Source organism: Actinomadura fulvescens (assembly GCF_039533225.1).
Lineage (GTDB): Bacteria > Actinomycetota > Actinomycetes > Streptosporangiales > Streptosporangiaceae > Spirillospora > Spirillospora fulvescens.
The window spans coordinates 192,932-211,420 of record NZ_BAAATD010000012.1; the positions used below are offsets into that span (position 1 = coordinate 192,932).

Sequence of the window (18,489 nt, forward strand, 5' to 3'; positions counted from 1 at the left end):
ACGATGTACGACGTGATCGTGGTGGGAGGCGGGCCGGCCGGGCTGAGCGCCGCACTGGTGTTCGGACGGCAGCGGCGGGCGGTCCTGCTCGTCGACGGAGGCAGGCCCCGCAACGCGCCGGCGGCCGAGATGCACATGTACCTGAGCCGCGACGGGTTCCCGCCCGCCCGGCTCCTCGCACTCGGCCGCGACGAACTCGCGGCCTATCCCAGCGTCGAGGTCCGATCCGGTGTGGCCGTGGCCGCCCGCGGCACCAAGGACGACTTCGAGATCGACCTCGCCGACGGCACGACCGAACGCGGGCGCCGCGTCGTTCTCGCGACCGGCCAAGTGGACGAACCGTACGAGATCGATGGACTGGCCGAACGTTTCGGACGCAGCGTCTTCCACTGCCCGTTCTGCCACGGCTGGGAAACGAGCGGCAAATCCCTCGCCGTGCTGACGCACGAGCCGATGGAGGCGATGCTCGCCCTGTACGTCGCCGACCGGTTCAGTGACGACGTCGTCCTCTGCACGGACGGACCACGGGACCTGCCCGCGGAGCTCGCCGGGAAGCTCGGCGAGCGGAAGATCAAGGTCATCGAGTCCCCGGTGTCCCGGATCACTGGAGACCCGGGTGCCCTGGAGCTCCGTTTCTCCGATGGAAGCTCGCTGGCCCGTGAAGCGATCTACCACCGTGCCCCGACGCGCCAGCACACCGGCCTGGCGGCGCAGCTCGGCTGCGAGATCCAGCCCGATGGCACCGTGCGGGTGAACGAGCTCCAGGAGACCACGGTCGCCGGAGTCGCGGCGGCCGGTGACACCGCCAAGCTCCCCGCCGTCCCGGACGCCGCCACCCTGGTCTCCCTGGGCGCCGCCGACGGCGTTCGTGCCGCACTCTGGATGGAAGGAGACCTGTTCCGTTCTGATCTGGGCTACTCCCCCGCCTGACGCGCCGCACGGGCGACGAAAAGGCGAAGGCCGGCGGCGGCGAGGGGATGCGTGCAGTGCGGAAGGCTGAACAGCGGTTCCAGACCGGATCGTGTCAGCTCTTCCAGCCACTCGTCCCCGGTCAGGAACACGCGGTCGCCGCCGGCCCTCGGGTCGGCGGGGTCCAGCCGGTCCTGGCCCGGGCGGGGCGACATCAGGAACTGCATCGAGGTCAGGATCGAGGAGAGCTCCCGGGTGGTCTCGATGAAGACGAAGAGGCCGCCAGGGCTCAGCAGGCCGGCGAGCTGTTCGAGCGTGGCCCGGATGTCGCGAGCGTTGTGCAGCACGTTGGCCGAAAGGATGACATCGAAGGAGGCCGGGGGCCGGGGCTGCCGCGTGCCGACGTGGTTGATGTCGAAGAGCTCGAAGCCGACTCCCGGCCGTCCGCCGAAGCGCTTCCGGCCGAGCGTGAGGAAGTAGCGCGACACGTCGGTGAAGAGGTAGTCGATCTCACGCCCGGCCAGCGCCGCCAGGACGTCGGTGGTCGTGCCGCCCACCCCCGCCCCCAGCTCCAGAACGCGGAGCGGCCGGGCTCGCGACGACGTCTCGTGCGCCCAGCGCATCACCTCGCCCGCCGCGCCGTTCAGGTAGCGGTTCACGGTGTTCTCGCGGTACGCGCCGTCCGCGGTGTCGTCTTCGGCGAAGAGCAGCTGCTGCAGCCGCAGATCGTCCCGCAGGAGCGCGGGGAGCCGGATCATCGCGGTGACCATGAACCGGGTCGTCTCCGCCGGATAACCGATCTCCTCTCCCGCGGCCTCCAGGCCGGCCGCGGCGTCGATGGCCTCCGATCGGCGGACCCGCCGCAGTTCTCCATAGGTGCCGTCCGGCGACCGGGCCAGCAGACCCTCGGCTACGAGCACGTCGAGCCAGCGGCGCACGATCCAGCGATGGCGGCCGGCCACCCGCAACTCATCGCAGATCTCCTCGGACGTGCGCGACGGGCCTCGCCGGGCGAGACCCGCCGAACGCAGGGTGGCGGCCATCGCCAAGAGCGCGACCTCGTCGAGACGTCGCAGGAATCCGGGGATGGCGGCCGAGTCCGAGCTCCTCACCGACCGCGCGCCCGCCCGGGCGGCCCGGTCTTCGGGGCCCGTGAGGTCCTCGGCCACCATCGTCAAGGCGGCCGTCGATCCGGTCCGGCGCAGCAGGGCCGTGGCCACCTCCGGCAGGCGCCTCGCGACGAACGCGGCGAACGGCTCATGCGCCGTTCCCGGTGCGATGACCGTGCCGACCGGGACCGGGGCCGCCTCAGGCGGGGCCACCAGCGCGTACACGGTGGGATCGCTCGGATCGGCGAGGATCGCGGCGCGGCCGCCTACAATCGCCTTGAGCGCGGCGCCGGTCATGGTGCTCGGAATGCCCTCGACGCGCACGGGGCCTCGGGCGAGGCGAAGCGACAACGCGGCGGACCGGTCCCCCCTCAGGTCGTTCCAGCGTTCCACCTCCACCTGCGGCGAGCCGGGGACGTCCACGTGCAGGACGGCGTCGAACCGGTAGCGGGTCAGCTCGGTCGGGGTGCTCATGGTCTTGGGATGCACACTGATCCCGATCGCCCGCCCGGTCTCCGCCGCGGCCTCCCTCGCCAGCCCGGCCAGCAGCGGCGGATCGAACAGGAACTCGGGGTCGCGAGCGGCTCGTTCGGCCGCCCTGCGGGCCAGGTCCCCGGCTGTGGCGGCCGGGTCGAGCGACCGTTCGACCCATTGGCAGAAGTCCGGGAGCAGGCGCGCGTCACGGACGTCACCGACGACGATCGTTCCCCCCGGAGCGACCAGTTCGACGGCGTCCTGCACGACGGAACGCAGGTAGTCGACACCGGGGAAGCACTGGGTCACCGAGTTCAGGACGACGCAGTCGGGTCGTGCCTGCGGGCAACCGACCGTCTCCAGCGCCATCCGCACCTGCGGCGACCCCGCCTCGTGGGCGGCGGCGCGCACGAAGGCGGTGCCGGGTTCGGCCTCGGCGGTCAGTGCTCGTACGGCCGCGTCCGCCACATCGGTGCCGACATAGCCGGACACCCTGTCACGGAGCCGGTGGGCCAGGAGACCGGTGCCGCAGCCCAACTCCAGGATCCATCGGGGCTTCAGGCTCAGCACCAGCTCCACGGTGTGGCCGATCCACTCGCGCATGTGCCCGACCGGAAGCGGCTCTCCGGTGTCGGACGCCCGCCAGCCGGACAGGTCCAGGTCGTCGGCATGCCGGTTCTCGCCCTTGGTGTAGGTCCACTCGTACACCTCGCTCCAGTGTTCGAGGAACTCCTCGACGAGTCCGCCGAGAGCCGGCCGCACCGCGACGGCGGACTCGGCGGCCCGGACCCGGACCGTACGGCCGCCCGGGTCGACCTGGGCGGCGCCGATCCAGGGGTGGCCGGTCAGGAGCCTGGTGATCTCGCTGTCATCGGGCACGGTCATCGATCTCCGTTCGTACGGGGGGCCGCGGAGTGAGCGCCTGATCGTGAAGATCGAGGACCCGGTCCGCCGCGGCGGCGATGGTGTGGTCGTGCGTGACCAGGAGCACCGCCAGCCCGCGGGCGCGGAGCTCCGCCAGCAGGAGCACCAGCGCCGCGGCGGTGGCGGCGTCGAGGGCGGAGGTGATCTCGTCGGCGAGCAGGACCGCCGGCCGGGCGGCGAGTGCGCGGGCCAGCGCGACCCGCTGCCGCTGCCCACCCGACAGCTCCCCTGGCCGCCGCGAGGCGAGCGCGGGGTCCAGCCCGACGCGGCCGAGCAGATCGGGGACGTCTCCCTCCAGGCCGAACGTCCGCAGCGGGCGCGACAGCGCGGTGCGCACGCGGTGGGCGGGATTGAGCGCCCCGGCCGGATCCTGGGTGACGAGCTGGACGGCTTGAAGCGACGACTGATCGCGTTCTGCCAGCGGCCAGGCGAGCCGGCGTCCGCGCAGGGACAGTTCTCCCGCGTCCGGCGCGTGAAGGCCGGCCAAGGTCCGCAGCAGGGTGCTCTTGCCGCTTCCAGAGGGGCCGACGATCGCGACGAGCTCACCGGGATGAACAGCCAGCGCGCCGTCGCCGAGCAGCGGCACACCACCGTGGCTGAGACTCATTCTCGTGGCCGCAAGGACGGGGAAGGCCTCTGGACGCGCACCGGTCCCGGCGACGACCGGGCGCGGAGCGGCGGAGGCGCCGATCTCGACGACACGATCGGCGACGCGGCCCACGAACTCCCTGTCGTGCGAGATCACGAGCGTCACCGAGCGGCCGTCTCCCCGCCTGCGTTCGAGCGCCTTCGCCACCAGGTCGAGCGCGGCGGGGTCGAGACCGCTGGTGGGTTCGTCGAGGATCAGCAGCGGCGGATCACCCAGCAGCGTCCGGGCGAGGGCGACTCGCTGGGCCTGGCCGCCGGAGAGCTGGCGGGGACGCCGGTTCCAGATACGGCCGGGGTCCAGTCCTAGAGCGCGCAGAAGGGCGCGCGCCTCGGTGGGAGTCCGGTCGTTGCCCTCCAGAACGAGCGCGCCCACCCGCATCAGCGGGTTCAGCGTCACCGCCGGGTCCTGGTCCAGCATCCCCACGTACGCGCGCCGCCAGCGGCGCGACGCTCTCACCTCGGTGCCCTGCCACGTCACGGTGCCGGTTTCCCGACGTAGCCCAGGCCCGAGAATGTCCAGTGCCGCCCGCACCATCGTGGTCTTGCCGCCGCCGGACGGGCCCACGAGCGCGACCACCTCTCCGGCGTCCGCGCGCAGGCCGAGACCGGTGACGATCGGCCTGCCCGCTTGATCCACGACGGTCAGCCCCTCTGCGGCGAACGTGGCACCGGGACCGCCGACATCGGCCGTCGTCGCCCTCGATGTGGCTCCTCGCCGGGACCCGCGCCGGGACGCGGACCGGGCCCGCACCGGACCCGGCACCACCGCGACGGCCGTGAGGGCCAGCAGGGTCAGTGCCATGGCGGGGGCGATCAGTGCCCAGGGATTGAGGGCGGCGCCAGGGAGGTTCTCCCGGAGCATCAGTCCCCAGTCGGGCTCGGACGGTCCGGTGTCCAGGCCGAGCATCCCGAACGCCGCGGCCAGTTGGATCGCGAGAACGAACCGCAGGATCACGTCGGCCGAGGCCGCACCGGCCAGCGACGGCAGAACCTCCCGGACGAGGATGACGGCAGGCCGTTCTCCGCGCCCACGCGCGGCCTCCACGTAGCCGGCGCCGCGGACGTGCCCGACCAGGTCGCGGATCACCCGCAGGCCCAGAGGCGCGCCACCGAAGACCGTCCCGGCGATGACGGCCGCGGGAACGGGGAGGGCGACGGCGAGCACGATGGCCACCAGCAGGAAAGGCACCGCCAGCAGCAGGTCCGCGAGCCCGCTGAGCAGCCGCCCGCACCGGCAGTCACCGGACCAGCCCGCCGCCAGCCCTCCGGCGAGACCGGCCAGGCCCGCCACCAGGGCGGCGGCCAGGGCGGTCAGGGTGATCTCGCGCCCTCCTGCCAGCAGGCGGGACAGGACGTCGCGTCCGGCGGAATCGGTCCCGAGCGGCGCTTGCCCCCCGGGCGGTGTCCATGGCAGTCCCATGGACGCCGCCGGGTCGTGCGGAGCGAGCGTCCCGGCCCAGACTGCGCAGGCCAGCATGGTGGCGCCGAGCACGATCGCGCCAAGCCGGCGGGGATTCACCGGCCGTCCCGGGTGAGCGCCGCCACGCCGTCGGCGACGGTCAGCCCGATCAGCATGGTCGAGGCCGTCAGCATCGCCACGGCCTGCACGACCGGCGCGTCGCGCGTGCCGACAGAGCTGACCAGCAGCTCACCCAACCCGGTGTAGCCGAACAGGACCTCGACGACCGCGGTCGCGGCGAGCAGGCCACCGGTGATCAGAGCCAGCACCCGCAGGGCCGGGGCGAGCACGAACGGCACGACGTGCCGGACGGCCACCCGCCACCGCGGAACCCCGCGCGTCACCGCGTCGCGCACATGGGGACGGCTGACCGTATCGGCCACAGCACCACCGAGCAGACCGGCGCCGAACGCCGCGGCCGGGACGGCGAGCGCGAGAGCCGGGAGCACGAGCAGCTCCGGGCGCGTGTAGGGCGGTTCACCCGGAGGAAGCAGCGACACCGGCGGCAGCCAGGTCAGCACACCAGCGAAGATCACGACGAGTCCGGCGGCGAACACGACCTGCGGTATCGCCGCCAGGGTCGTCGTGACCACCGTGATGGAACGGCGCAGCCGTGGCGGTGCCGTCCCGACCAGCCCGGCGAGCACGAGCGCCAGCGGAACGGCCACCGCCAGACCGCAGCCCGCGAGGGTCAGGGACGCGGGCAGCCTCTCGGCGAGCAGGGAGCTCACCGGACGATCGGTGGTGAGCGAACGGCCGGCGTCGCCGCGCAGGAGCCCGGCCGCCCAGCCCAGGTAGCGTTCCCAGGCCGGGCGGTCCAGACCGAGGTCCTCGCGCAGCCCCGCCAGCTGCTGGTCGGTGGCCCTTCCGCCGGTGCGGTTCTCGGCCGCGTCCGACGGCAGCAGTTCGGTGGCGCCGAAGACGAGCATCGACACGGCGGCGAGCAGGACCGCCGCACGAACGAGGGCGCCGACGAGAACGCGGATCATCATCCCAGGCGGACCCGTTCGATGAAGACGCTGTCAAAGCCGGGTCCGCTCGGCAGGCCGCTCACCTTGGAGGCGGCCAGGTCCAGGCCATCGCCGACCCCCCAGACCACGTAGCCGCCCTCGTCGCGAAGCCGCCGCTGCAGGGCGCCGAGTTCGCGCTGCCGCCGCCCGTCGTCCTTCACCGCCATGGCCTTCTCGTAGGCGGCGTCCCAGTCGGGCTTTCGCCAAGCCGTCTCGTTGGTGGGCGCGTCACCGAGGAGGGAGACACGGGCGACGTCGGTGAACGGGATGCCCCCGAAGAAGCCGGTGTAGAAGTCCTTCTTGGCGAACACCTTCGTCCAGTAGGTGTCCGGCGGCTCCGTCTTCACCCGCACCTTGATCCCGGCTTCGCCGAGCTGCCGCGCGAACAGGGTCGCCGCGGTGTCCATGCCGGGGTAGGAGGTGGTGGTCGACAGGGTCAGGTTCAGGCCGTCTCCGTGGCCGGCCTGCCCGAGCAGCTCCTTGGCACGCGCGATGTCCCTGGCCCGCTCAGGCACGCCGGCAGGACTGGAAGGGTCGGCGGGAGTGAGCAGATCGTTCCCGACCTTGCCGTAGCCCAGGAAGACCTTGTCGAGCAGTTCCTTGCGGTCGGCGGCGAGCTTGACCGCCTCGCGCACGCGCGGGTCGTCGAACGGCTCGCGGTCCAGCCGCATCACGAACGGGTACATGGTGACGGCCGGCCGGTGGACGACCTTGACCGAACGGTTTCCGGCGGCCTGCCGCACCGTGGCCGGGTTCACGCTGCCCGCGACGTCGGCCTGGCCGGAGAGCACCGCCTGGGCACGGGCCTGCGGGTCGGGCACGGCCCTGATCTCGATGCGGCGGGTGGGCGGCTGCGGACCCCACCACTTGTCGTTGCGTTCCAGCACGGCGTTCTGGGCGTTGCCACCGGCCATCTTGTACGGGCCTGAGCCGACGACCGGCTTGCCGAACGCGGTCGTGCCCTCGGGGACGACGAACGTGACCGATTCCAGCGCGCGGGGCACCTCCGCGTAGGGCTTGGTCGTGACCAGCGTCACCGTGTGGTCGTCCAATACGCGCGCCTTCGCCATGTCGAACATCTGCAGGCGCCCGAAGTTCTCGGCCGCCTTCTGGTGGATCCGGCGCAGCGAGAAGAGGACGTCCGCCGCGCGAACCGGCCGGCCGTCGGTGAACGCCGCGTTCGCGCGCAGCCGGACCGTCCAGGTGGTCAGCCGGGCATCGGGTTCGAAGGCGGTCGCCAGCCTCGGCTCGGTCGTGCCGTTCGGGCCCGGCTTGGCCAGCACGTCATAGAGCAGGGCGAAGCGGGTCAGGTCAGACTGGTTGCCGATGCCGCCATGCGGGTCGTTGAGGGCCGTGGCCGGGGCGCCGACCGCCACGTACCGGAGCGTCGTGCCGGCGTGCCCGGCACCTGAGGAGCCGCCGTCACCACAGCCGGCGGCAGTGAGGGCGGCGGCCAAGGCGAGCGTGAACGCGCCCGCGTGGAGGGGTTTCATGGGAAAGGGGTCCGTTCTTTGTCAGAGGCGGCGAAGGGCCGCGTTGATGAGTTCGGCGAGCCGCGTCACGGCGGGTGGCCGCAGCAGGCTGTAGTGGTCGGCGTCGACGCCGTGGACCTCCAGCGGCCCGTTCACGTGCCGCCGCCAACCGAGGTCGTTCAGCCCTGGGGGTGTGTCGTCGACGCCCATCCCAATGCCGGAGTTGCGGGTGGCGCGGCGCTCGGCGCGCACCAGCAGGACGTGTGTCCGCTCGTCGCGGAGGGGCTCGGGCGTATGCCCGGCCAGGCCTCGCAAGTGCCGCGCGAAGACCGCCACGCGATCGTGCAGGTCCTCCTTGCGGCCGAGCAGCCGGTGCTCACGCAAGCGCGCCGCCGCCTCGTCCCAGAGCACGTGGGCGGGAAGCGCCGCCATGGAGCCACGAGCGTCCACGTTGCCCGCGCCGAGGTCGACGCCGAGATATGCCTCGAATGCTCCGAGCATGCGCAGGAGCGCTTCCACGTTCTCGTCGCCGCTGACGGAAGTGATGTAAGTCGGGTCGTTCGAGTCGAGCATCAGCAGCAGCTCGACGTCGGCGCCGTCCGCGCTGAGCCGGCGGGCCACCTCGTGCCCGAGACTGCCGCCCATGGACCAGCCGCCCAGCAGGTAGGGGCCGTGCGGATCATGCCGCCGGATCGCCTCCTTGTAGCGCTGCGCCAGGGCCCGCAGGCCTTCCGGCGGCTGGAGGCCGGCGAGGGCCGGATCGGTGAGCGCGACGATCGGGAACCGTTCGTCCAGGAGCCGGGACAGCTCGGCGTAGCAAAGGACATCCCCGCCGGACGGGTGGAGCAGGAACAGCGTCCGGTCACCCGTCCCGTCTCGCAGCGGGACGAGGATGTCTTCGTCGCCCTCCCCTTCTGTCGCTGGATCGGTGTCCCATGTCGAGGGATCGGACGCCAGGTCTCGCAGGCGGGCCACGTACGCGTCGAACGCCTCGTCCACCTGGTCGGCGGGAAGCAGTCCCTCGACCGCGTCCCACTGGAGGAGCAGTTCGCCGCGCTGGACCAGCACCTGGTGGTCAAGCCAGGTCTGGGGTGTCTGGCTGAGCGCGTGCACCTGCTCGCCGACCCACTGCAGGTCGGGCTCGCCGCCCACCAGGTCTTCCAGTCCCAGCGCACTCGTGAAGACCACCGGAACCGAGCCGGCGCCGCGTTCGGCGAGCAGGTCGAGCGCCGAATAGGCCCTGTGGTCCAGGTCGGCGAACAGCCGCTGTTGGGCGCGGCGGACGTGCTCGCCGAACGTACCCGGCTCCCTCCGGTCCACCTCGTGCAGGAGCAGCGACGTGAAATCGCCCACGACCTTGTCGATGTCGGGGTGGATGGGCGGACGGTCGAAAAGGGTCAGCGTGAGCGCGAAACGCACGTCACCGGACCAGTGCGCGAGCGTCTCGGCAAAAGCGGTGAGGAGCACGGACGTCGGGGTGACGGCTCTCCGGGCGGCCTCGTCGCGCAGCGCCTTCCAGGCTTCGGTGTCGAGCCTGGCGGTGCGCCGTACGAACCGGGGCGAGCCGGTGAAGCCTGCGTCGACCGGCAAGGCCGGCGGTCCTGGCAGGTCGTTGAGGCGGTCCCGCCAGTAGCGTGCGACGCGTTCCCAGCCCGCGCTTTCCTTGACCTGATCGAGCGCGCGGGCGCACGCCGCGAAATCGATCCCCGGCTCGGGCAGCGGCTCGTCCGGGTTCTCGTAGTGGTGCCGGATCTCCCGGTCAATGATCCAGTAGCTGCCGGCGTCGCAGATCAGCACGTCCACGCCGATGAACAGCCGGACCCGCCCGCCCGGCAGCCGGGCGGCCTGGACCTGCACCAGCGGCCATCGGTCGGGCGGCCCGGTGTCACGGGAGATCCTGGCGCGCAGCCTGCTCAGCCGCTCCTCGCGCGCCCCGGCGTCCGCCGCGGTCAGGTCGTGCACCCTGATCCGGTACGGGGGTACATGGTCGAGAACCTGGAAGCGTCCCTGACGGGTGGCTATGGCCCGCAACATCGGATGCCGCGCGATCACCTGTCTCCAGGCACGCTCATAGCGGGCCAGGTCCAGGTCTGCGCAGTCGTACTCCAGATAGAAGCTGCAGGCGATGTCGCCGAGGGCGTAGCCGCCTTCCCGGCCGACCCAGTACGCGTGCTGAACCCGTGTCATGGGGAATGTGCCGTCGTCTGTCGACGGCACCGGCACCGGCTTGGTGGCCGCCGGTTCGGGCTCCGCTGTCTCTTCTTGGCTTGTCAGGAGGTCGGCAAGGCCGCTCACCGTGGAGCTCGCGAGGAGGTCCCGCAGTCGCAGTTCGGTGCCGTACGTCTCCCGGAGAGCGGCGAGCATGCGGGTCGCCAGCAACGAATGCCCGCCGAGAGAGAAGAAGTCGGCATCGGCGGACGTCACGTCCACGCCGAGAAGCCGTGACCACAGCGACGCCACCTCGCGTTCGACGTCGCTCAGGTCCGAGGTCGCCTGATCGGTGCGGGCGGCACGGGGCTCGGTGTAGGCGGCCTTCGCGGCGCGTTCGCGCAGATCTGTCGTCGAGACGGCCACGACCGGAGGGCCGTGGGTGCCGGCCAGGATCCGGTCGAGCGCGGTCATCCCGGTCGTGGCTCCGAGGGCGTAGGAGAGCCGGACGGTGCGTTCGGTGCCGGGCGGCCCGACCTTCCACACGTCCCAGACGACGCTGGTCCAGCGGGTCGTGGCGTGCGGCTGCCCGCTCTGTTCCTCGGCGAAGGCGTCCAGGAACCGGTTCGCCGCGCAGTAGGGGCCCATGCCGATCCCGCCGACCAGGGTGCCCGCTGAAGACATCAGGACGACCTCGCGCGGCCGTCGCGCGGCGGGCAGCCGGTCGATGGCCGTGCCCAGGGCGAGCACTCCCTCGACCTTGCTGTGAAGATGCCCGGTGAGCTGCTCGGGTCCGACGGCCCGCATCGGCTGAAGATCCGCGGTCGCCACCACCCCGGCCGCGTGAACGACGAGTTCGAGCGCGCCGTCCGCGCTCAACTCGTCGAGCAGCCGTGCGGTCCCTTCGGTGTCGGCCGCGTCGAGCCGCCGTACCTCGACGGCCTTGCCGGCCACCGTCCTGGTCTCGTCGACGTCACCGCGTGTGGTGACCACGACGCGCATGCCCTTGTTCGCCAGGTGGACGGCGGTGGTGAGCCCGACATCCCCGAGGCCGCCGATGATCAAGGCCGCGGACGTGCCGTCGCGGCCCTGGCCCCAGGTCGCGTGAGCGGGATGCCACGGGACGAGAGTCCGTTTCCACCGGGTGCCGCCGCGTATCGCGATCTCGTCGCCCGAAGTGGCCGAGGCCACCAGGTCGGAGACCTCGGCCGGAACCACCTTGGCGATGTCAGCGTCGGCGCCCACATCGAGGATCCGCCAGCGCACGCCGGGCTGCTCCTGGGCGATGACCCTTGGCAGTGAGTGAAGTGCGGCCGTGGCGGGACTCGGCCGGTCACCGTCGTTCACCCGGTGGGCTTCCCTGGTGACCTGGAGGAACAGCGTGGCCGAGTGGTCGCCGGTGAGGAACCTCGCTGCGAGGTCCGCGTACCGGAGCACGCCCTCGCCGACCGCGTCCGGGTCGTGGCGCCGCTCCCGGCCCGCGTCGTCGACCACGATCAGGCCCGTCCACGCTTCGGCGGAGCGCTCCGCTGCCTGTGCGAGCCTGACCGGTTGCGCACCTGCCGCCGACAGCGCTTCGATCAGGGCGTCGGTGTCGTCCCCGGCCACGATCCAGCGCCCGGTGGCCGCCACCGGATTCAGCGGTGGCACCTGGCTCCAGACCGGGATCTGGAGCGGCTCGCTCTCATCGGGCTCGTCGACGGCGCGGGCCGGAGTCGCCTCCGGCTCGATCCAGAGCCGCCGCCGCTGGAAGCGGTACCCGGGGGCCGCGATCCGCCGCCTTCCTGAGCGGTGCATGGCGGCGAAGTCGACGTCCACCCCTTGCGTCCAGAGCCGTCCCACCGCCGCGTAGAGCGCGCCGGGCTCCCCGTCTTCGAGGGTCGTCAACGCGGCAAGGCCATGCCCGCGTGCCAGCGCCGCCAAGACCGTGCCGGGGCCGACATGAACGACGATCGGCTCGCCTGGCGACCCCTCGTCCCCGGCCGTTCCAGCCGCTGCGTGGAGCGCGTCAGAGAAGCGCACCGGCTCGCGCAGCTGGCGGACCCAATGATCGGCCGAGCCGAACTCGCCGGTCACGGCCGCGCCGGTCAAACTGCTCACCACGGGAATCGACGGGACGGCTGTGGACCGCAGTCCCATCGCCGCCGCCTGGAGCCGGGGCAAGGCCGGTTCCACCAGGCGGGAGTGCGCGGCCCCGTCGAAACGAAGTCGCGTCGGCTTGAGCCCGGTGTCTTGGAGAGCCTTCTCCAGGGTTTCCACCGCCGCCCGGGGACCCGAGACCACGCAGGCCTCCGCGCCGTTGACGACGGCCAGATCGACGTCCGGATGAGCGAGCAGCAACGTGCGGGTCGGGGCCTCTCCCAGTGGTACGGCGAGCATCGCGCCGTCTCCGGCGGCGTCGGCCATCGCGAGCGAACGCACGGCCACCAGATGGACCGCGTCGTCCAGGGCGAGTGCCCCACTGACCACTGCGGCGGTGTATTCGCCCAGGCTGTGACCAAGGACCACGTCGGGACGCACAGCCCAGGTCTCCAGCAGCCGGGCCGTGGCCAGGGACACGGTGAAAAGGGCGGGCAACCCATGGATGGGGCCGCTGATCTCCCCCTCGTCTCCGCGGATGACGGCCTGGATATCAAAGCCCAGGTGCGCCTCGAACAGGGCCGCGCATTCGTCCACCTGGGCCGCGAAGAACGGCTCGGTGTCGTAGAGGGCCGAGCCCATGCCCACATGGGCGCTCCCGCCACCGGGAAAGGCGAAGATGACTTTCGGCGGCACCGTCACCGGCTCGGCCGCCACGGTTGCCTTGCGTAGGACCGCCCCCAGATCGCCGTCACCGGCGGTGACGGCGAGCCGGTGCCCGTAGTGGCTCCTGCCTGTCTGAAGAGTGAACGCCACGTCGGCCGCCGTGGCCGTGGAGTCGTCCGCCCAATCGGCCAGGTCGGCGACCATGCCTTCGAGCGCCGCGCGGTTGTGCGCGGACAGGACCAGAGGATGGGGTCGTTCGTCGATGGGCGGCTCCGCGCGACTCGGCGCGGGACCCACGATCGCGTGCGCGTTCGTACCACCGATGCCGAACGAGCTCACGCCGGCCATCGGCGGCCCGTCCCAGGATCGGGTCTTGGTGACCACGTCGAAGGGAGAACCCGCGAGCCCCAGCAGATCGTTGATCGGCTCCGCGTGCAGGGAGGCCGGCTGGATCCGGTTCCGTACCGCGAGCACCGTCTTGATGAACGACGCGATGCCCGCCGCCGAGTTGGTGTGGCCGATGTTGCTCTTGACCGAGCCCAGGCCGCACCACGCCGGTCCCGTGTCGCCGAACACCCGGCGCAGTGCGGACACCTCGATCGGGTCACCCAGCCTGGTGCCGGTCCCGTGCGCCTCCACGTACCCGATCTGCCGGGGCTCCAGCCCGGCGACCGCGAGCGCCTCGGCCAGGACGCGCGCCTGGCCACGCACCGATGGAGCGGTGAACCCGGTCTTGACCGCGCCGTCGTTGTTGACCGCCGAACCGTGCAGGACCGCGAGGATCGGATCGCCGTCGTCGAGCGCGTCCTGAAGACGGCGGAGCACGACGACGCCGGCTCCCTGCGTATAGACGATCCCGGTACCGTGCGCGGAGAACGGCCGGATCTTGCCGTCCTCCGAATAGATGCCGTCGGGCGTGGACAGGTAGCCGCGCCCCTGCGGGACGATCAGCGAGACGCCGCCGGCGAGCCCGGTGTCGCACTCCCCCGCCAGCAGCGATTGCGCGGCGAGATGGACGGCGACGAGGGAGGTCGAGCAGGCACTGTTGACCGCGACCGCCGGGCCGGTCAGGTCGAGCCGGTAGGCCACCTGCGACGGCAGGTAGTCGGTCTGGGTCGCGATGGCCGTCAGCAGGCTTCCGGCGGGGTCGGCGCCCCCGCCCGTCGGATCCCAGCGCGAGGCGAGGTTACTGGCCAGATAGGCGCTTTGCGCCGCCCCGGCGAACACGCCCACCGCGCCGGCACCACGACCTCCTCCGTGCCCGGCCTGTTCGAGTGCCTCCCATGAGCATTCGAGGAACAGGCGATGCTGGGGATCGAGGAGCGCCGCCTCGGCATCGGTGAGACCGAACGGCTCGGGATCGAAGAGATCCTGACCTTCGATGAGACCGGCCACCGGGATGTAGGCGGGATCACGTCGCAGTCGCCGGGAGACACCTGCGGCGGCGAGCCGATCCTCGTCGAGCCGGGTGAGGCCCTCACGTTCCTCCGCCAGGAGATTCCAGAACGCGTTCGCGTCGGGAGCGCCCGGGAAACGGCAGGCGAGTCCGGTGACCGCGATCATCCGGCCACCTCCACGGCCCGGCGCCGCGCGGCCTGGCGCGCCTGCGCCCGCCGTCCACCGTCGCTCGCATCGTTGCTCGCATCGTCGCTCGCGCCGTCATCAGGGCTGGAAGCGACGACGACACCTCCTGCTGGCGTCTCCGCAGACGTACTCGCGGCTGCATTCCTCCGTTCGACGATGTGCGCGGCCAGCTGGCGAACGGTCGGACGGCTGAACATGTCCACCACCTCCAAGCCCGGGTCCAGGAGTTCGCAGAGCCGTCCGTGCGCTCGGACGAGCGTTAGGGAGGTAGCGCCCAGGCGGAAGAAGGGGGTGTTCGCATCGATCGAAGCGCCGTTGAGCAGCTCGGCGAGTACTTCGGTGACGACTCGTTCGACCTGCGCGTCCGGCTTTGCCTGCGCCGAGGCGGGGGTGGGGCGCGGAGACGCGGGAGCAGGCTCGGTCAGCGCCGGAGCCGGAGCCGGAGCTTGGACGGTCAGGGCGGTCGCCGCAGACGTGCCCTCGTGGGTGGCGGTCAACTCGATCAGAGCGTCCGCCGCGAGTCGTTCGGCCAGCGGCAAGCCGTGATCGGCCGCTGCGCTGCGCAGCCGCTCCGCCCACGTGCCCGCCGCCGCGAGTGCCCGGGCGGGCGGCAGGCTTCCCGCGCCGATCCGCAGCGACACCTCCAGTCCCTGCTCGCCCGCCTTCTTGATCAGCCAGCTGAGCTCCGGCTCCGTGGCCTTCGCCGGCGCCGGCGCCGTCGGCTGCGGTGCCAACGGCTGCGCTGCGGACGGCTGCGGTGCGGACGACGCGGTCGTCTTCGCGTACGGATTCGGCAGGGCCTTGTAGTTGATCTTTCCGTTACCGGTGACGGGGAATCCGGGCAGGTGGACGAACCGGCTCGGGACCATGAAGTCGGGCACACGTTCACGCAGATACGTGATCAGCCGCTCATCCGCCGGCGGATCGCCCGGCTCCGCCGCGACCACGTAGGCGACCAACCGCGGCCGGTCGTCGGGACCTGGCACCGACAGGGCCACCGAATGCCGCACGCCCGGCGTGCGGTCGAGGGCGGACTCCACCTCTCCCAGCTCGATGCGATGGCCGCGAATCTTGACCTGCCGGTCGAGCCGTCCCAGGAACTCGATGGTGCCGTCCACCCGCCAGCGACCGAGATCACCGGTGCGGTAGAGCCTGCGGCCGAGCACGGGATCGACGACGAACCGCTCACCGGTCTGCCGGTCGTCGCCGATGTAACCGCGGGCGAGCCCGTCACCGCCGATGTGCAGCTCACCCGCGACACCGGCCGGGCAAGGACGCCCTCGTTGATCAAGGATGTGGAAGGACTGTCCGCGCAGCGCCCGCCCGTACGGGATGCTCGGCCAGGCGGGATCCACCTCGCCGATCGGGAAGCAGATCGACCAGATGGACGCCTCGGTCGCACCGCCCAGGCTCACCACCCGGGCGTCCGGCGCGAGAGCCCGGATCCGGTCGGGGAGGGTGACGGGGATCCAGTCGGCCGACAGGAACACCAGCCGCAGCGGCTCCAGCACCCGGCGGGCCCGCTCAGGCTCGATCTCGGCGTACTCGACGAGCATCTCCATCAGCGCGGGCGCGGTGTTCCAGACCGTGACCCGGTGCCGTTCCATCAGGTCCAGCCAGTGGCCGGGGTCGCGCTGGCGGTCGGCGTCGGGGAGGACGAGCGCCGCGCCGGTGCCCATCGTCCCGAAGATGTCGTGCACCGACAGATCGAAGCTGAACGCCGAGAGCGCGAGCACACGGTCGCCCCGCCCCACCGGGAACCTGTCGATCAGGTCGTCGATCGTCGTCCGGGCGGCACGGTGCTCGATGGCCACCCCTTTGGGCTTGCCGGTGGAGCCCGAGGTGAAGATGACGTAGGCCAGGTCGTCGGGTCGAGCCCGGCGCACGGACGATCCCGCGGAGGCGTGCTCTTCCAACGATGCGAGCCGGTGCACCGTCACGCCGTCCGGCCATACGGTGCTCGCATCGTCGGAGACGACCGCGTGGGCGATGCCGGCCTGAGCGCACACCGAGGCGATCCGTTCGGCCGGCCACGAGGGCTCCACGGGCACGTATCCCGCGCCACTCGCACAGACACCCAGCAGGGCGACCACCTGCTCGACGCTCTTCTCGAACGCGACCGCCACCAGGTCGCCGGGACCGAGACCGGCTGCCGCGAGCGTGCCCCCGATGCGTGTCGTCCGCCCGTTCAGCTCCTCGTGGGAGATCTCACGACGAGCGTCCAGAAGTGCCGCCTCACCGGCGGCGGCGCGAAGCGGATCGTCCAGGAGCGGACCGGCATCGCCGAACGGCCGCCGGACCAGAGGCTCCTCGGGCAGGAATGACGGATCCCATCCCAGCGATGAATCGCTCCATGCGTCCTTGTCGGCCGCCAGCCTGCGCAACAGCCGCGCATGCGCGTCGCGCATCCCGTCCACGAAGCCGTCCGGGAAGACCCCTTCGACCGCATCCCACGCAACGCGCAGGCGCCCGCCCTCGTCATGAACGATGTGGTCGAGCGCGACCTGCGGGGTCTGGGAGATGCCATAGACCTCCGTCCCGAGCCAGTCCGCCGGGGCGCGGCCGGGTTCGGACAGCCCGATGCCACTGGTGAAGACGACGGGGTAGGCGGGTGTCAGGTCGGTGACCTCACCGTCGCGGACGACCTCGACACCTGAGATGGCCCGATGCTCCATGTCGGCCCAGAACCTGCGGTTGATCCTGCCCGCGAACGCCTCGAATCCTCCCCACTCGCGCATGTCCACCGCCGGAAACTCGACGAGCACGGTCGACGTGAAGTCGCCGACGAGATGGGCGAGCCGCGGATCATCGGGCCGGTCGAAGAGTGTCGTGTTCAGGCAGAACGCATCACTCGCGCCCCAACGGGACAGCACGAGCCCGAACGCGGCGAGCAGAACCCCCGTGGGGCTCAGGCCACGTTCGGCCGCGCGTTCCCGCAGAGCACTCCACTCGTCCTCGTTCAGCTCAGCGCCATGGCGGGCGAAGCGATGCGAGCGCACACCGGCCAGATCGGTCGCCCACGGAAGCCGGGGGCCGGGCGGAAGCGAGGACGCCCGCCCGCGCCAGTGGTCCCGGTCGAGCTCCTTCCGCCGCGCCTCCGCCGGATCGTTCTCCCGCGTACGGACGAGCTCGGGGAAGGTCACGGGCGAGGCCGGCAGGGTGGTGTCCGGGTCCGCCACAACCGCGCCCCACTCGGCCAGGACCTGCATCCATCCGGCCAGGTCGAGTGCGAGCACGTCGATGCCCAAAAAGATCCGGGTCCGCCCGTCCGGGAGAAAGGCCGCCGAGATGTCGAACAGCGGCCAGCGCTCCGCGGGACGGACCTGATGTGACCGCTCGTATCGCAGCTCGCCGAGACGTTTGTCCAACTCGTCCACCGGGGTCTCGCGCAGGTCCTCGAACGCGATCTCGTACGCGACCGCCGGGAGGATCCGCTGCCGGCCCTCACGATCGACGATCATCCGGAGCATCGAGTGATGCTCGACCAGCCGGTTCCATCCCGCCGTGAGCCGAACGAGATCGGCCTCCGGCCCCTCATCCCCGGGGACGCGGTCGTACTCCCGGTAGTAGAAGGTGGCCACGCCGCCGAGCGGGAAGGCCGGATCGCGACCGATCCAGTAGGCGGTCTGCAGCGGCGTCATCGGAAACCCGTCCTCGACCACATCGTCTTGCCCGGGTTCCGCCACACCCTCGGCGACGCTGCGGACGGTCGCGCTGCCCAGGAAGGCCGTCATCGGCAGGTCCATGCCGAGGTCCTTCAGCCGCCGACGCAGCCGGACCGCGGTGAACGACTCCAGGCCGAGGAGGGTGAGCGCCACATCGGGGTCGACGTCCGCCGTCGGCAGGCCGAGCACCTGTGCGACCAGCTCCGCGACCTCGTCGACGGACACGGGAGAAGACGAGGAGGGGGGCGCCTCGCGCATGAGTCTCCTTCGATCGGGCACGCGGACGCGCCTCGGGCGACAATTGCGGACATGATAATCATTATCATGTCCGCTGTCGCTTCG

7 protein-coding genes are annotated in these 18,489 nt (G+C 71.7%); 1 reads left to right on the forward strand and 6 read right to left on the reverse strand.

The annotated features are described in order from the left end of the window. Positions 1-3 precede the first annotated feature (3 nt). The gene (locus ABD333_RS36075; RefSeq protein ID WP_344547062.1) at positions 4-930 is read left to right on the forward strand and encodes an NAD(P)/FAD-dependent oxidoreductase; all 927 of its coding nucleotides are present in this window, start codon (positions 4-6) and stop codon (positions 928-930) included. On the opposite strand, the gene ABD333_RS36080 is transcribed toward ABD333_RS36075, so the two are convergent. The 6 genes from ABD333_RS36080 to ABD333_RS36105 are packed head-to-tail and all read right to left on the reverse strand — an operon-like array spanning position 915 to position 18,405. Next, entirely contained in the window at positions 915-3,377 is a 2,463-nt protein-coding gene (locus ABD333_RS36080) for a methyltransferase (RefSeq protein WP_344547063.1), read from the reverse strand. The genes ABD333_RS36075 and ABD333_RS36080 overlap by 16 nt on opposite strands. Continuing rightward, on the reverse strand, positions 3,361-5,583 hold the full coding sequence (locus tag ABD333_RS36085; protein ID WP_344547064.1) for an ABC transporter ATP-binding protein/permease: 2,223 nt from the start codon (positions 5,581-5,583) through the stop codon (positions 3,361-3,363). Before ABD333_RS36085 ends, ABD333_RS36080 begins: the two co-directional genes overlap by 17 nt. Beyond that, entirely contained in the window at positions 5,580-6,515 is a 936-nt protein-coding gene (locus ABD333_RS36090) for an ABC transporter permease (RefSeq protein ID WP_344547065.1), read from the reverse strand. The genes ABD333_RS36085 and ABD333_RS36090 overlap by 4 nt, the downstream gene beginning before the upstream one ends. After that, positions 6,512-8,026, reverse strand: coding sequence for an ABC transporter substrate-binding protein (locus ABD333_RS36095; RefSeq protein ID WP_344547066.1), 1,515 nt, complete (start codon positions 8,024-8,026; stop codon positions 6,512-6,514). The genes ABD333_RS36090 and ABD333_RS36095 overlap by 4 nt, the downstream gene beginning before the upstream one ends. A gap of 21 nt (positions 8,027-8,047) precedes the next feature. Further along, positions 8,048-14,461 (reverse strand): SDR family NAD(P)-dependent oxidoreductase, encoded by a 6,414-nt coding sequence (locus ABD333_RS36100; RefSeq protein ID WP_344547067.1) that lies wholly within the window; start codon positions 14,459-14,461, stop codon positions 8,048-8,050. Then, positions 14,458-18,405, reverse strand: a complete 3,948-nt coding sequence (locus ABD333_RS36105) for an amino acid adenylation domain-containing protein (protein ID WP_344547068.1) — start codon at positions 18,403-18,405, stop codon at positions 14,458-14,460. The genes ABD333_RS36100 and ABD333_RS36105 overlap by 4 nt, the downstream gene beginning before the upstream one ends. Positions 18,406-18,489 lie beyond the last annotated feature (84 nt).

Excerpts from the sequence above, each read along its gene's own strand:
- ABD333_RS36080 (WP_344547063.1), bottom strand. The coding sequence starts at position 3,377 with ATGACCGTGCCCGATGACAGCGAGATCACCAGGCTCCTGACCGGCCAC.
- ABD333_RS36100 (WP_344547067.1), bottom strand. The coding sequence starts at position 14,461 with ATGATCGCGGTCACCGGACTCGCCTGCCGTTTCCCGGGCGCTCCCGAC.
- ABD333_RS36095 (WP_344547066.1), bottom strand. The coding sequence starts at position 8,026 with ATGAAACCCCTCCACGCGGGCGCGTTCACGCTCGCCTTGGCCGCCGCC.
- ABD333_RS36105 (WP_344547068.1), bottom strand. The coding sequence starts at position 18,405 with ATGCGCGAGGCGCCCCCCTCCTCGTCTTCTCCCGTGTCCGTCGACGAG.
- ABD333_RS36090 (WP_344547065.1), bottom strand. The coding sequence starts at position 6,515 with ATGATGATCCGCGTTCTCGTCGGCGCCCTCGTTCGTGCGGCGGTCCTG.
- ABD333_RS36075 (WP_344547062.1), top strand. The coding sequence starts at position 4 with ATGTACGACGTGATCGTGGTGGGAGGCGGGCCGGCCGGGCTGAGCGCC.